We start from the raw sequence: 13,267 nt of genomic DNA, 5'->3' as shown, positions 1-13,267 counted from the left end.
GCTTTACAGCCTCTCCGGAAGAGAGAGCAGTGGATTGCGTAAAGAAGCCTCAGGCCACGCCGAGAAAACGCAACAGCGCGGTCATTGCTGCCGCCCCCAGAATAATGACAATCAGGGGGGCCCGACGCCATGCCAGTAACAGAGCAAAACCCACGCCTGCCACTCGTGCCACACCGGCAAAATGCTGGCCTTCAAACAGCGTGGTGGTCGCCGCGACGGCCAGTAGCAGCACCGTGGCAGCGTCGGAGAGCATCTGCTGAGTACGCTCACTAATCGGAAGACGGTTTCCCAGCCTGACGCCGGCAAAGCGCATCAGATACGTTCCGGCGGCCAGCATGGCAATCCCGGCGATGATCATTCCCTGATGCGTCATTTGCGCGATCTCCATGTCAGCAGGCCCAGCAGCGAGAACAGCACCGGCATGCCCGCCGGAACCAGCGGCGTTGCCAGCAATGAGAGCAGCGCGCCGACGGTGGCAGGGATCCGGGTCCGCCGCTGTCGCAGCGCCGGGAAGATCAGGGCAATCAGGATCGCCGGAAACACCGCATCCAGTCCAATCACCGAGACATCGGGAATAAACTGGCCAACCGCCGCCCCAACCATAACGCTCACCGGCCAGATTAAGCCGATACCGATGCCGCACAGCCAGTAGGCGCTGCGACGCTGGGCCAGCTGTGGTTGTGAGATACCAAACACCACGCTTTCATCATTCATGATGTGACAGCCAAACCAGCCCTGAGGCCCCTTTCCAACCAGATCTTTGACCGCAATGCCAAAAGGCAGATGACGCGCATTCACCAGCAGGCCCGCGGCGGCGGCGGTAAAAGGACTACCGCCACCGGCCACGATGCCGATAAACAGAAACTCAGACGCGCCTGCCAGCACCAGCGTTGACAGCGCCAGCGGCACCCAGAGCGGAAACCCATCGGCGGAGGCCAGCGAGCCATAGGATAAACCGACAATTCCATCGGCCAGGCAGACCAGAAAAATCGCTTTGATCACCCCTTTGTCCAGCAACTGCATTTGCGGAAAAAGCATCACTCTGTCTCATAATGAACGTATAATCCGATATAATGAACACCTCAACATCGTTTTACAAGGCGAACAAAGCGTTCGGTATAAAAAACTTTTCGTTTATCAGGAGTGCGTTTGAATACCCCTATCAGCATTATTGCCAATGCCTTAGTGCGTGAACGTCAGCGATCCGGCCTGTCACTGGCTGAAGTCGCGCGTCGCGCCGGTATCGCCAAATCAACGCTCTCACAGCTGGAGGCGGGTAATGGCAATCCGGGCATTGAGACGCTGTGGTCACTGTGCGTGACGCTGAATATTCCGTTTTCACGCCTGCTGGAGCCGGATGCGCGTCGTCTGCAGGTGATCCGCCGTGGAGAAGGTCTGACGGTGACTGCCGATCTGGCAGACTATCAGGCGGTTTTGCTGGCATCCTGCCCGCCCGGGGTCCGGCGTGATATCTATCTGCTGGAGGTTCAGCCTGGTAGTGAGCGCATTTCACAGCCCCATATTCCCAATACGATTGAGCATATTATTATTGCTAAAGGCCGGGCGCTGGTGGGTCCGGTGGACAGCGCGGTAGAGCTGGATGTGGGTGATTACATTACCTATCCGGGCGACGAGCTGCATATCTTTCGGGCGCTGGAAGCCGATACGCTGGCGCTGCTGGTGATAGAGCACAGCTAGTTACCGCTCAGCAAGTTTCTGCCGGGTTTCAGCGGGTGTGAGGTGTGTAATCAGCTGCACCTCACTGCTCAATCTGATCGCCGGATAGTGCTCGCGCATCCCCTCCAGCAGCACCGCATCCGGCCATTCGTGCTCTTTCCCCAGTTTGGCAGCGACCTCGTTTAAGCGCAGTGTGTCGATCCGCGTCACCCAGACGATCACCGTGTCGGCTTCATCCTGCTGATTGACCAGCCTCAGCGGGCCGGTGGCGATATCGCCCTCCTGCCAGCGTATCGTGGAGGTTTTCTCGCCGCGTCTGACAACGGGCATCAGACGCGGAACCAGTGTAAGTTGCTGCATTTCCTCTCCTTTTTTTTAAACCCACTTTGAGAACTGCCACAAAACCAGAAATCCGGATTGAAAACAGTGTTATTAATGTTATGTTATAACATAATTATTTAACCTCATCTGACAGGTAACAGTATGACACTCTCTTCTCTGATATCCGGCGATCCACGTCTGCCGGTTGCCGTTCTCTCCGGTTTTCTGGGTGCCGGTAAAACCACGCTGCTCAATCATATTCTGAATAACCGTGAAGGACGACGGATCGCAGTCATCGTCAATGACATGTCTGAAATCAACATTGATGCGGCCCTGGTGCGCAACGGCGACGCACAACTGTCACGCACTGATGAAAAGCTGGTCGAGATGAGTAACGGCTGCATCTGCTGCACGCTGCGTGAAGATCTGCTGCTGGAGGTGAAACGTCTGGCGCAGGCTGGTCGCTTCGACCACCTGGTCATTGAATCGACCGGCATTTCTGAACCCCTGCCGGTGGCTGAAACTTTTACATTTGAAGACGAAACGGGTGAAAGCCTTTCAGCCTATGCCCGGCTGGATAGCATGATTACCGTGGTGGATGGCTTTAACTTCCTGCGCGACTACCGTTCAGTCGATGATCTTCAGTCTCGCGGCGAGTCGCTGGGCGAGCAGGATGAACGATCGGTGGTTGATCTGCTGGTGGATCAGATTGAGTTCTGTGATTTGCTGGTGCTGAACAAAACGGATCTGCTCAGCCCGGCGGAGCTCCATCAGCTACAGGGTATGCTGCGTGCGCTCAACCCACACGCTCGTATGGTGAACAGCGAGTTCGGGCAGGTTCCGCTGGACTTTCTGCTGAATACCGGCCGGTTTGATTTTGACCGGGCAGCGCAGGCCCCGGGCTGGCTGCAGACCCTGCGCGGCGAGCATCAGCCGGAATCGGAGGAGTATGGCATTCGCAGCGTTGTCTATCGCGCGCGTCGTCCTTTCCATCCTCAGCGTATCTGGGAGGTTGTAAACCACCAGCTCGACGGCGTGATTCGCTCAAAAGGTTACTTCTGGCTGGCCACCCGGCCCGATTTTGCGGCAATGTGGTCGCAGGCGGGCGCAGTGGCTCGCCAGGGTTACGCCGGGCGCTGGTGGGTCAGCGTGCCGCGAGACAACTGGCCACAGGATGCAGATTCGCTCAATTTCATCGCTGAGCAGTGGCAGGAAGGTACCGGCGATGCGCGTCAGGAGCTGGTATTTATCGGCATAGATATGGATGAGCAGCACATTATTGCCGCGCTGGATCACGCACTGCTGACGCCTCATGAGATGGCTGCAGGGCCGGAGCACTGGGTTACGCTGGACGATCCGGTGCCTGCCTGGTTTGATGAGATGACCGCCTGACGCAACGGTTGACCGCACACTGTCGCTCCGCAATAGTAAAACGTCCCGGCGGGTGGCCATCACCCGCTGATTTCTGTTCAGGAGAAGCCGGATATGCCACAACGTATCGCTGTTATCGGTGCAGGCGTGCTAGGTTTAGCCGTCGCGCAGTCATTGTCCCGCCGGGGCGCACAGGTCACTGTGTTCGACAAAAGCTTGCCTGGCAGTGGCACCAGCCAGATTAGCTACGCCTGGGTCAATGCCAACGGCAAAGAACCCGGCCACTATCATGAACTCAACGCCCAGGCGATAAACGAGCACAGGCGATGGCAGGCGAACCACCGTGCATGGCCCCGCTGGCTGCTTGAAACCGGCTCGCTGGAGTGGGCAGCCGATGAATCATCCCTGCGCCAGCTAACGCAGCGCGCAGCAAAGCTTGCTACGCTCGATTACCCCGTTGAGAAGCGTAGCCGCGCTGCGTTACTGGGTGCCCTGCCCGGACTGCGGCTCGATCCCCGCATTCAGCACGCGTGGTTTTTCCCTTCGGAGTGCCTGCTTTATCCCAGCCTGTTCATCGCTTCTCTGCTTGCCGACCTGCGCGCCAGTGGCGGTCAGCTGGTCTGCAACAATGAGGTGACCACGCTGACTGAATCAGGTCGGGATGTGCATCTGACGCTGGCCAGTGGTGATGAGTGGCACGGGGATCAGCTGGTGCTGGCAACCGGTCGCTGGGCACCTGAGCTGATCAGCCAGTGTGGACTTGAACTGGCGATGACCGATGCGAACCGCGCCGATCCTGTTGCCTGCAGTTTTCTGGCGCAGACACAGCCCTTGCCGATCCCGCTTAACTGCAATCTCATTACCCCGGAACTGAATGTGCGGCCGGATGGCGGAGGACGCCTGATGCTGCAGGCACTGGATCTTGACCAGCATGCCGATCCGTCACGCCCCGCTTCTCCGGATGGGCTGACTGGCAAAGAGATGCTGCGTCGGTTGCGTCGACTGTTTAACAATGCGGAAGGAGCGAGAATTGAGCGGATTGAAACAGGACAGCGATCGCGTCCGGCAGATGGATTGCCCGCACTGGGCTACATCAGTGACTCAGCACGCGTTTATCTGATGGTCAGCCATAGTGGCATGACCCTTGCCCCGTTACTGGGCAGACTGGTGGCTGAGGAGATGCTGAGCGGTACACCTTCACCGATGCTGAGTAGGTTTACCCCGCATCGGTTGCTGCGTCCGCTCAGTAAGGTCGTTAAAACCGCACCTGCCTATCTTCCGGCAGCGCAGTAAAAACTAGCGGCGATTCTTCCACACGGTCTGCACGTTACAGAATTCGTGAACACCAAAATGTGACAGCTCACGACCATAGCCGCTTTTCTTCACGCCGCCGATGGTCACCCGCGGATCGGATGCGCCGTTACCATTTATAAATACGGCCCCGACTTCCAGCTGCAGCGCCAGCCGATCGGCAGTTTCTTCGTTACCGCTCCAGACGGTAGCACTGAGGCCAAATTCGCTGTCGTTAGCGATCTCCAGCGCATGCTGCGGATCCCGCGCGACGGCAATAGCCGCGACCGGACCAAACAGCTCCTGCTTAAACGCGGTCATGGTACTGGTAACATCAGCGAGAATGGTTGGCGCATAGTAGTTACCCTGCCCTGCCACCTTCTCACCACCCAGCACCAGCCGCGCACCTTCACTAAGGGTTGCTTTTACCTGACCGTCGAGTTCGTCGCGCAGATCGGCGCGTGCCATCGGACCCAGGAAGGTATTTTCATCCAGCGGATCGCCCATTTTCAGTGCCTGCACCGCTGCAGTGAAGCGTTTTTCAAACTCTTCCGCGATGGGGGCTTCCACAATAAAACGTTTGGCCGCCATGCAGACCTGTCCGGTATTCTGGAAACGTCCGATTACGGCAGATTTCACGGCTTCATCAAGATCGGCATCGGCCAACACGATAAAGGGATCGGATCCACCCAGCTCCAGCACCGTTTTCTTAAGCGCTGCACCCGCCTGTGCTGCGATTGCCGCACCCGCCCGCACGCTGCCGGTTACCGCGACGGCCGCAATGCGGTCATCTTTAATCGCGACTGAGACACCGTCGTTGTCGACGTTGATCAGGTTAAAGCCACCTGATGGCAGATCGGTTGCTGTGAAAAGCTCAGCCATCAGTGTGGCGCTTCCCATGACGTTAGGGGCGTGTTTCAGCAGATAGGTGTTACCTGCCAGCAACATGCTGACTGCGCCCCGCAGAACCTGCCACAGGGGGAAATTCCATGGCATGACAGCCAGGATCACACCGACAGGACGGAATCGCTGCCACGCATCGGCAATCTGAGTGGGCTGATCGGCCAGCATCGCCGGGCCATGTTCTGCATACCAGTCACACAAATTTGCACATTTCAGTACTTCAGCGCGAGCCTGTGCAATGGGTTTACCCATCTCCAGCGTAATCATGCGCGAAAGATCCTGTTCTCTCAGCCGGATCTGTTCGCCGAGCTGACGCAATACGCGCACCCGGTTACTCATACTGCTGCGCTGCCATGCTGCAAAAGCGGAAGCGCTTTCTGCCAGCGTCTTTTCCAGTTCTGTGCTGTTCTGCAGAGGATAGCGTGCCAGAATTTCGCCTGTTGCAGGGTTACGTGATAGGGCATGTTCAGTCATGGTGCTGTTTTCCTCATTCGTTCAGTAATTGAGAAACGATACGCGCTGTAGTTAATGATGAAAAATGAATAATAGTGAGGAAGTTGTTTATCAATTGAGAATGTCTGAATTGCAAAGACGGTATACAGCAAGCGTGAAGGACTCTGGAGATGATGATGCGATCACGCCACCTGTCCGTGAGTCTGAAACTGATGCCTGATAAGCAGTTATCCACTTATACAGTGACACGATCCTAAAAAACGATCCTTAATAGATCATAGAGAGATCCTAAGAGATCCCCGATCGTCGCAGGCCGCACCCCGCAAGGGCTGAAAGGGTGATCGCGTTCACTATAATCAGTAAAGTGTTCACTGTAATCAGTACTTTATTCACTGTACCAGGTAGAATGTTCACTGTAAACAGTGCTAATGTTCACTGTAGTCAGAAAACGATCCCTTTCATCCACAGAATGAAGATCCTACGCCATGGCAGATAAAGACAACGAAAACAAAGCGTTACTTGAACCTTTTCTGTCAGTGACCAAAAACAGTGGTGAAGTTATTCAGCTTCATCCCAACAAGAATAATACCGTTCAGCCAGTGGCATTGATGCGTCTTGGACTGTTCGTGCCGACGCTGAAATCAACCGCACGGGGTAAATCCGGTGCGATGGCATCAACGGATGCGACGAAAGAGCTGAAGAATCTGACATTGGTAAAGGCGGAAGGCTACGAAAAGATTACCATTACCGGCGCACGGCTGGATATGGATAACGATTTCAAAACCTGGGCAGGTATTATTCAGTCTTTTTCGCGCTATCCGACTAAAGGTGATACCGTCACACTGCCGTTTATCGATTTTGTGAAGATGTGCGGCATTCCCTCTGCTAACTCGTCTGCCGCACTGCGTAAGCGTCTTGATGCCTCTCTGCGCCGCATTGCAACTAACACGCTCTCTTTTGAAGGCAACGGCAAGGCGTATCATACCCACCTTGTCCAGTCAGCCTATTACGACCGCGAAAAAGATATTGTGCGGATTCAGGCGGATCCCAAACTGTTTGAACTCTACAACTTCGATCACAAGGTACTGCTGCAGCTTCGTGCAATATCCCGTCTTAAGCGTAAAGAGTCTGCACAGGCGCTCTATACTTTCCTTGAGAGCCTGCCGACCAATCCGGCACCGATATCACTGGCACGCCTGCGTATGCGCCTTAATCTCGGCTCTAAGACCACCACGCAGAACCATGTGGTGCGGCGTGCAATGGAGCAACTGAAGGAAATTGGTTATCTGGATTATTCAGAAGTGAAGCGTGGCCGCTCAGTCTTTTTCATTATCCATAGCCGCACACCTAAGCTTGATGGCATCGGTAACCTCGAGAGCATCGATTCGCTGGACGAGATCGAGTTTGAGGATTAACTCCTGACGTTCACTGTAATCAGCATTTCTGCGTGGCAGTGTCACTTTTACCGTTGAAAGTGATATTGCGCCCTGCCTCTCATATTCACTGTAATCAGTATTCCACCTTTATTCACTGCAATCAGTAACGTTCACTGTAATCAGTAGACGGGGCATGTTTTAGAATCATACTCTTCTCCCCTCTTTTCCTGTCGTTATATACCATAAGGCTTATGAAGTAAGTGCGTGCTTACTTACTAACTGGTTAGCCCCTTCCAGGATCGGCTTTGCTGATTATAGTGAACGTTCTGGTTCAGGCAGGACAGCGCCTCTTTCTGCTGATTCCCGTTGAGCACTTTACTGATTACAGTGAATGAATGCATTCACGTTCAACACGGCCGGCGTGCGTCCTGTATTGAGGCGCTTAAACTTATCAGTATTGCCAGCGTGACACTGTTACTGATTACAGTGAATGTTTGCCGACTGGCATCATCAGAGCTCCGGCGTACTGCGGATTCCCCTGTCGGTTACTGATTACAGTGAACGTTGTAGCGCGGAGCTGTCTTCACCACGGTGATCCTCAGGAATGCTGCTTTGCTGATTACAGTGAATGCTTTGCTGAATATAGTGAATGATAGCTGAAATTTGACGCAACGCTTTGCCGCTTTACTGTTTATAGTGAACATTCGCGGGAAAGGTGTGGTGACATAACTCATGATCAGGCGTTTATGTCTGCTGGCCTGAGCGTTGCCAGAATCGAAGTGATATCTGCGTATCGTAACCCTACTGTCCGCTATTCCAGTCGAACTGAACTGACGCTTCTGCTGATTACAGTGAATGTCTGTCAGCAAGGCTCTTCTTTTACTGACTACAGTGAACGTTCGATATCTCCTCGTTACTGATTACAGTGAACGTTATCGGACTGTCTTGTTCATGCCTGCCGATCCATTCTGGCTCCCAAACAGTAGTTGCCTGTTATCTCATCAGTTTCCGATGCTTTTATGAACCAAACAGGATTTCTTCTCTTCTTACTACTGACTACAGTGAACGTTTACTCAGTTCGGCTTTCTGTCCTGCTAGCTGATCAGCGAGATTACTGATTACAGTGAACGTGATTACTGCCTGGGTATCTGCAATGACATTACTGATTACAGTGAACGTTTGGCTCGTTCAGTGCCAGGCATCAGTCAGGCTTTATCGCGTGGGCTTTTTGAATGCGGTTTGTCTTCTGCACCACCACGTTAAATTCCTCCGGTGTAAGTTATCTGATACAGAACTGACTTTACTGATTACAGTGAACGTACAGACTCATCAACCCGCTTAGTACAATCCACTCCCCCCTGCTCTCTTACTGCGGATCGATTTCTACTGATTACAGTGAATGTTCTGCTGATTACAGTGAACGCTGCTCGCATTTGAACGTCTTAAATTGCCAGGCCAGAAATAATAATGTGATGAACCTCACCAAAACCCATGGTGTTACATAAAAACGAAGATTATGTTGAAAGGATAATTTATTGCCTCACGTGCAGGATTTCTGTATAAAGTCATAAATCCTACATGTTTGGAGCAACTATGGCTAACGATGACAAGCAGGTGATGAAGGTTGCACAGCGTTCTGAACGCATGCTGCTGAGCCTCACCGACCAGATTCAGGCGCAAAAGCAGGAACTGCATGAAAATACGTACTATCAGGTTTATGCCAAAGCGGCGTTAGCAAAGTTGCCCAAACTGACACGAGCCAGTGTCGATTACGCTGTAAATGAGATGGAAGAGAGCGGTTATCAGTTTGATAAACGTGCGGCCGGTTCTTCCGTTAAATATGCGATGTCGATTCAGAACATTATCGATATTTATCATCATCGTGGTGTGCCGAAATATCGCGATCGCCACAGTGAGGCCTATACCATTTTTGTAGGTAATCTGAAGGGCGGTGTCTCAAAAACGGTTTCTACCGTCTCACTGGCTCATGCACTTCGTGCCCATCCTCATCTGCTTTTTGAAGATTTGCGTATTCTGGTGATTGACCTTGATCCGCAGTCCTCAGCAACCATGTTCTTGAATCATGAACGTTCAGTCGGGCTGGTGGAAGCGACAGCGGCACAGGCAATGCTGCAGAATGTCACCCGTGATGAGCTGGTGAACGAATTTATCGTTCCGTCGATTATTCCAGGTGTGGATGTGCTGCCTGCCTCCATTGATGACGCCTTTATCGCCTCAAGCTGGGACCAGCTTTGCGCAGAACATTTGCCGCAGCAGAATGTACATGCCGTACTGTATGGCAACGTTATTGCCAAACTGAAGAAAGATTATGACTTTATCTTTATCGACAGCGGCCCGCATCTAGATGCTTTCCTGAAAAACGCCATTGCGGCCTCTGATCTGCTGATGACACCGGTGCCACCGGCTCAGGTCGACTTTCATTCCACGCTTAAATACCTGACGCGTCTGCCTGAACTGATTGCGATTATTGAGGATTCCGGCGCTACCTGTCGCCTGCAGGGCAACATTGGCTTCATGTCTAAGCTCTCGAATAAAGCCGACCATAAGCTCTGTCATAGCCTGGCAAAAGAAATTTTCGGTGGTGACATGCTTGATGCTGCCCTTCCCCGCCTTGATGGTTTCGAACGTTGCGGCGAATCCTTTGATACGGTCATCTCCGCAAATCCTTCGACATACGTCGGCAGCAGTGAAGCGTTGAAAAATGCAAGATCCGCCGCAGAGGACTTTGCAAAAGCCGTCTTTGACCGTATCGAATTTATTCGCCTGAACTGAGGTTTGTATGAGCGCAAAAAGAATTACGATTGGCAGAACCTTCAGCCAGACTCCACTGGAAAATGAGACGCCAGATAGCCAGCACAACCAGACATTCGTTCTGGCTACGGGCAAGCGCGCCCTGTTTCGCTTTGAACGTATTGCCGCCAGTGATGTTGAAAACAAAACATTCGTGACGATGGAAACCAATGGCCGCGACCAGGCGGGCCTGACACCCGATTCACTGCGCGACATTATCCGCACCATTAAGCTTCAGCAGTTCTTCCCGGCCATTGGCGTAATGCGCGATGACCGCATTGAGATTCTTGACGGCTCACGTCGGCGTGCAGCTGCGCTTTACTGTAAGACCGGGCTGGACGTACTGGTCACTGATGCCGCTATTAGCGCCGATGAAGCACGCAGACTGGCGCAGGATATCCAGACGGCCCGCGAACATAACCTACGGGAAGTGGGAATGCGCCTGCTGGCGTTAAAAGAGGGTGGACTGTCGCAAAAAGAGATCGCTGAGAATCAGGGATTATCTCAGGCGAAGGTCACGCGTGCTCTTCAGGCGGCCAGCGTTCCGTCCGATTTGATCTCACTTTTCCCTAATCACGCTGAGCTGACTTATCCTGATTACAAAGCGCTGTTGCAGGCGGCTGACAAATTAAGTGAATCCGGGCAAAGCGTTGAAGCTCTGATTAATTCTATCTCGCGGGAAATAGATGTGGTTTGCGCGCGAGAAGGGCTTGCTGAGGATGAGCTAAAAAATCACATTCTGCGTCTGATTCGCCAGGGCAGCCAGACATTGATGAAAGAGCCTGAGAAAGATAAAACACAGGCGACTGCACTCTGGTCTTTTGCTGATAAAGATCGCTTTGCGCGTAAAAAGGTACGCGGCCGGATGTTCAGCTATGAATTTAACCGGCAGTCGAAAGAGTTGCAGGAGGAGCTGGATAAAGTCATTGCCGAGACCCTGAAGAAATATCTCAATCGTTAATTTATATACATCCAAATCAGCCAGCGCCTGACGCTGGCTTTTTTATTGCCTTGTTACCCCGAAAGATACTTCGACGATGCATGAAAACCCGAATTTCAGGCTGAAATCGCCAGGTTTTCAATGATGATAATCTGTATAAATAACTGAATTTATTGATATTATTTATAATATTTTCAATCTGATTCCTGTGAAATCGCCATTCCTCCTGAACATTTCGCCTGCGTTCCTGACAGCCTTTGAGTCCCTGAATTGTCTGTAATGGAAAAAGCAGATTCAAAATCTGATGCTACCTCTGAAGGGTTCAAATACTGCCTTTCCACATTCAGCGGTCGCGAATTGCAAGTAAAGATTTTCGGAAGCTGGTTCATTAGTAACCAGTTACTTCTCATCAGACCTCAGTTCCTGCACAACTGCTACATACCGACTGATGCTTTCTCTGCAAGTCTTTTTACCGGTATGCTGGCCGCCAGCGAAATTTAACACTTAAGAGACTGTTTTTAATTGAAAATGTCTGTGAATTTCAGCCTGAAATCGCCACGCTTTCTGCTGAAAATTGTCCTGATTAGCGGATATAAAAGCTTCGTTGAGATCATAATTGCAGCGTAACCACCTAACAGCAAAGGCATCTTCTCAGAGTGAAAAAAGATACTCAGAAAATATCCCTCACTTATCCACAGAAAAAGTGGATAACTTTCTCATCCGGCTAAAATTATTTTCTGTTGATGCGAACGACATGAGCTGGATTGGACAGAAAAAGTGCCAGTGATCTGAAATCGGCTACTTCAGACAGATTCACTGTATTGAGTAAAGCAGATGAAAGGATGTGCTCAACAGCAGAAAACGAGAACCGGCTGCTCAGGAAAGGGACATGACTGACCGTAAAACTGTTTACAGTGAATGCGGAGCTAAAGAGGTTAAGCAGCACAGACAATCGGCTGGAGGGCTCATCAGAATCTGTTGATGCGTAGCCAGCGTTGAGCACGGCAATCGTCATATTGCCTGAGGAGTGCGTATGATGGAGGCGATAACAGAATCGTTATCTGATGCGGCAAACAACGATACAAAACCGGGTCTGGCCCGGTTTTGTTATAAATCAGGTTTCGAGCCAGGCTGTTATTTGCCTGACCATCGCATCGGCAGAGATGCCATAACGGTCATGCAACGTCGGTAAAGCGCCTGCTGCCAGGAATGCATCCGGCAGGGCAATCTGCTTAAAGCGAGGCGTCACATGGTTCCGCATCAGCAACCCCGCAATCGCCTCGCCTAACCCGCCCATGATTGAATGATTCTCTGCTGTGATAACCAGCTGGTTATGATGCAGCGCTTCCCCTGCTTCTCGCAGGATTGTCTCTTCATCCAGAGGCTTAATCACCGGAGAGTGAACTACTCCAACCTTAATGCCCTGCTTTTCCAGCACCTCAGCGGCTTCAAGCGCCCGCATGGTCATCAATCCGCTACTGATGATAACCGCATCTTTGCCCGTTCGCAGACGCTGGGCCTTGCCGTGCTGATAGCGATAATCATATTTATCCAGCACCAGCGGAACCTTACCGCGCAGCAGGCGCAGGTAAACCGGACCCTGATGTTCGGCAATCGCCGGGATGACCTGGCTAATCTCCAGCGCATCGCAGGGATCGATGATTGTCAGGTTTGGCATACCCCGAAAAATTGCCAGATCGTCAGTCGCCTGATGGCTTGGCCCATAACCGGTGGTCAGGCCCGGCAGCGCACAGGCGATTTTGACGTTCAGATTCTCTTCGGCGATGGCCATGCAGATAAAATCATAGGCGCGGCGGGAAGCAAACACGGCATAGGTGGTGACAAAAGGCATAAAGCCCTCGCGCGCCATTCCTGCTGCGGCACTCATCAGTAACTGTTCCGCCATTCCCATCTGGTAAAAGCGCTGCGGAAAAGCGTCCGCGAACAGATGCAGGTCGGTGTATTTACTCAAATCTGCCGTCATACCGACCACATCCGATCGCTGCTCTGCCAGTGACACCAGCGCATGCCCGAACGGAGCCGAAACCGTGGGCTGACCCTCAGCAGCAATCGAGGCGATCATGGCGGAAGTGGTCAGCCGTTTTATTTGCGGTTGTGAACTCAT

Annotated in this window: 13 protein-coding genes; 7 read left to right on the top strand and 6 right to left on the bottom strand. The window is 52.4% G+C overall.

The window, feature by feature from the left end:
- Nucleotides 1–49: 49 nt before the first annotated feature.
- Nucleotides 50–373, bottom strand: coding sequence for an AzlD domain-containing protein (locus IBT54_RS02070; protein ID WP_033784885.1), 324 nt, complete (start codon nt 371–373; stop codon nt 50–52).
- Nucleotides 370–1,038 (bottom strand): AzlC family ABC transporter permease, encoded by a 669-nt coding sequence (locus tag IBT54_RS02065; protein ID WP_201251454.1) that lies wholly within the window; start codon nt 1,036–1,038, stop codon nt 370–372. Before IBT54_RS02065 ends, IBT54_RS02070 begins: the two co-directional genes overlap by 4 nt.
- A gap of 111 nt (nt 1,039–1,149) precedes the next feature.
- Between IBT54_RS02065 and IBT54_RS02060 the strand changes: the two genes are divergently transcribed.
- Nucleotides 1,150–1,698: a helix-turn-helix domain-containing protein gene (locus tag IBT54_RS02060; RefSeq protein ID WP_013195979.1), complete on the top strand. Its 549-nt coding sequence runs from the start codon at nt 1,150–1,152 to the stop codon at nt 1,696–1,698.
- Here IBT54_RS02060 and IBT54_RS02055 read toward each other — a convergent pair whose 3' ends face one another.
- Nucleotides 1,699–2,037, bottom strand: a complete 339-nt coding sequence (locus tag IBT54_RS02055; RefSeq protein WP_147788992.1) for an ASCH domain-containing protein — start codon at nt 2,035–2,037, stop codon at nt 1,699–1,701.
- A gap of 123 nt (nt 2,038–2,160) precedes the next feature.
- Between IBT54_RS02055 and zigA the strand changes: the two genes are divergently transcribed.
- Both zigA and IBT54_RS02045 read left to right on the top strand, forming a co-directional pair.
- Nucleotides 2,161–3,390 (top strand): zinc metallochaperone GTPase ZigA, encoded by a 1,230-nt coding sequence (zigA, locus tag IBT54_RS02050; RefSeq protein WP_201251453.1) that lies wholly within the window; start codon nt 2,161–2,163, stop codon nt 3,388–3,390.
- 93 nt (nt 3,391–3,483) lie between these two features.
- Nucleotides 3,484–4,662, top strand: coding sequence for an FAD-binding oxidoreductase (locus IBT54_RS02045; protein WP_201251452.1), 1,179 nt, complete (start codon nt 3,484–3,486; stop codon nt 4,660–4,662).
- A gap of 3 nt (nt 4,663–4,665) precedes the next feature.
- On the opposite strand, the gene IBT54_RS02040 is transcribed toward IBT54_RS02045, so the two are convergent.
- Nucleotides 4,666–6,036 carry an aldehyde dehydrogenase family protein gene (locus IBT54_RS02040; RefSeq protein ID WP_095707960.1) on the bottom strand — a complete coding sequence of 457 codons (1,371 nt, stop codon included), beginning with the start codon at nt 6,034–6,036 and terminating at the stop codon, nt 4,666–4,668.
- Nucleotides 6,037–6,500: 464 nt separating this feature from the next.
- On the opposite strand from IBT54_RS02040, the gene IBT54_RS02035 reads away from it, so the two are divergent.
- From IBT54_RS02035 to IBT54_RS02020, 4 genes are all read left to right on the top strand, one after another.
- Complete coding sequence (locus tag IBT54_RS02035; RefSeq protein WP_003855845.1) at nt 6,501–7,430, top strand: RepB family plasmid replication initiator protein; 930 nt, start codon at nt 6,501–6,503, stop codon at nt 7,428–7,430.
- A 1,554-nt stretch (nt 7,431–8,984) separates the two neighbouring features.
- Nucleotides 8,985–10,184 (top strand): AAA family ATPase, encoded by a 1,200-nt coding sequence (locus IBT54_RS02030; RefSeq protein ID WP_201251520.1) that lies wholly within the window; start codon nt 8,985–8,987, stop codon nt 10,182–10,184.
- Nucleotides 10,185–10,191: 7 nt separating this feature from the next.
- Nucleotides 10,192–11,163, top strand: a complete 972-nt coding sequence (locus IBT54_RS02025) for a ParB family protein (RefSeq protein ID WP_013196499.1) — start codon at nt 10,192–10,194, stop codon at nt 11,161–11,163.
- A 258-nt stretch (nt 11,164–11,421) separates the two neighbouring features.
- The gene (locus IBT54_RS02020; RefSeq protein ID WP_201251451.1) at nt 11,422–11,643 is read left to right on the top strand and encodes a hypothetical protein; all 222 of its coding nucleotides are present in this window, start codon (nt 11,422–11,424) and stop codon (nt 11,641–11,643) included.
- Between the two features lie 229 nt (nt 11,644–11,872).
- On the opposite strand, the gene IBT54_RS02015 is transcribed toward IBT54_RS02020, so the two are convergent.
- Nucleotides 11,873–12,157 carry a hypothetical protein gene (locus IBT54_RS02015; RefSeq protein ID WP_201251450.1) on the bottom strand — a complete coding sequence of 95 codons (285 nt, stop codon included), beginning with the start codon at nt 12,155–12,157 and terminating at the stop codon, nt 11,873–11,875.
- A 99-nt stretch (nt 12,158–12,256) separates the two neighbouring features.
- A complete protein-coding gene (locus IBT54_RS02010; RefSeq protein WP_201251449.1) occupies nt 12,257–13,267 on the bottom strand; it encodes a transketolase family protein in 1,011 nt (336 codons plus the stop codon).

The sequence above is a fragment of the Pantoea sp. S62 genome (assembly GCF_016658625.1).
GTDB classification, from domain to species: Bacteria; Pseudomonadota; Gammaproteobacteria; order Enterobacterales; family Enterobacteriaceae; genus Pantoea; species Pantoea vagans.
Note: the sequence above shows the minus strand (reverse complement) of the source record. Positions and strands in the feature narration are given on the sequence as shown.

Excerpts from the sequence above, each read along its gene's own strand:
- IBT54_RS02035 (WP_003855845.1), top strand. The coding sequence starts at position 6,501 with ATGGCAGATAAAGACAACGAAAACAAAGCGTTACTTGAACCTTTTCTG.
- IBT54_RS02030 (WP_201251520.1), top strand. The coding sequence starts at position 8,985 with ATGGCTAACGATGACAAGCAGGTGATGAAGGTTGCACAGCGTTCTGAA.
- IBT54_RS02020 (WP_201251451.1), top strand. The coding sequence starts at position 11,422 with ATGGAAAAAGCAGATTCAAAATCTGATGCTACCTCTGAAGGGTTCAAA.
- IBT54_RS02010 (WP_201251449.1), bottom strand. The coding sequence starts at position 13,267 with ATGAGTTCACAACCGCAAATAAAACGGCTGACCACTTCCGCCATGATC.
- IBT54_RS02065 (WP_201251454.1), bottom strand. The coding sequence starts at position 1,038 with ATGCTTTTTCCGCAAATGCAGTTGCTGGACAAAGGGGTGATCAAAGCG.
- zigA (WP_201251453.1), top strand. The coding sequence starts at position 2,161 with ATGACACTCTCTTCTCTGATATCCGGCGATCCACGTCTGCCGGTTGCC.
- IBT54_RS02015 (WP_201251450.1), bottom strand. The coding sequence starts at position 12,157 with ATGACGATTGCCGTGCTCAACGCTGGCTACGCATCAACAGATTCTGAT.
- IBT54_RS02045 (WP_201251452.1), top strand. The coding sequence starts at position 3,484 with ATGCCACAACGTATCGCTGTTATCGGTGCAGGCGTGCTAGGTTTAGCC.
- IBT54_RS02040 (WP_095707960.1), bottom strand. The coding sequence starts at position 6,036 with ATGACTGAACATGCCCTATCACGTAACCCTGCAACAGGCGAAATTCTG.
- IBT54_RS02025 (WP_013196499.1), top strand. The coding sequence starts at position 10,192 with ATGAGCGCAAAAAGAATTACGATTGGCAGAACCTTCAGCCAGACTCCA.
- IBT54_RS02055 (WP_147788992.1), bottom strand. The coding sequence starts at position 2,037 with ATGCAGCAACTTACACTGGTTCCGCGTCTGATGCCCGTTGTCAGACGC.
- IBT54_RS02070 (WP_033784885.1), bottom strand. The coding sequence starts at position 373 with ATGACGCATCAGGGAATGATCATCGCCGGGATTGCCATGCTGGCCGCC.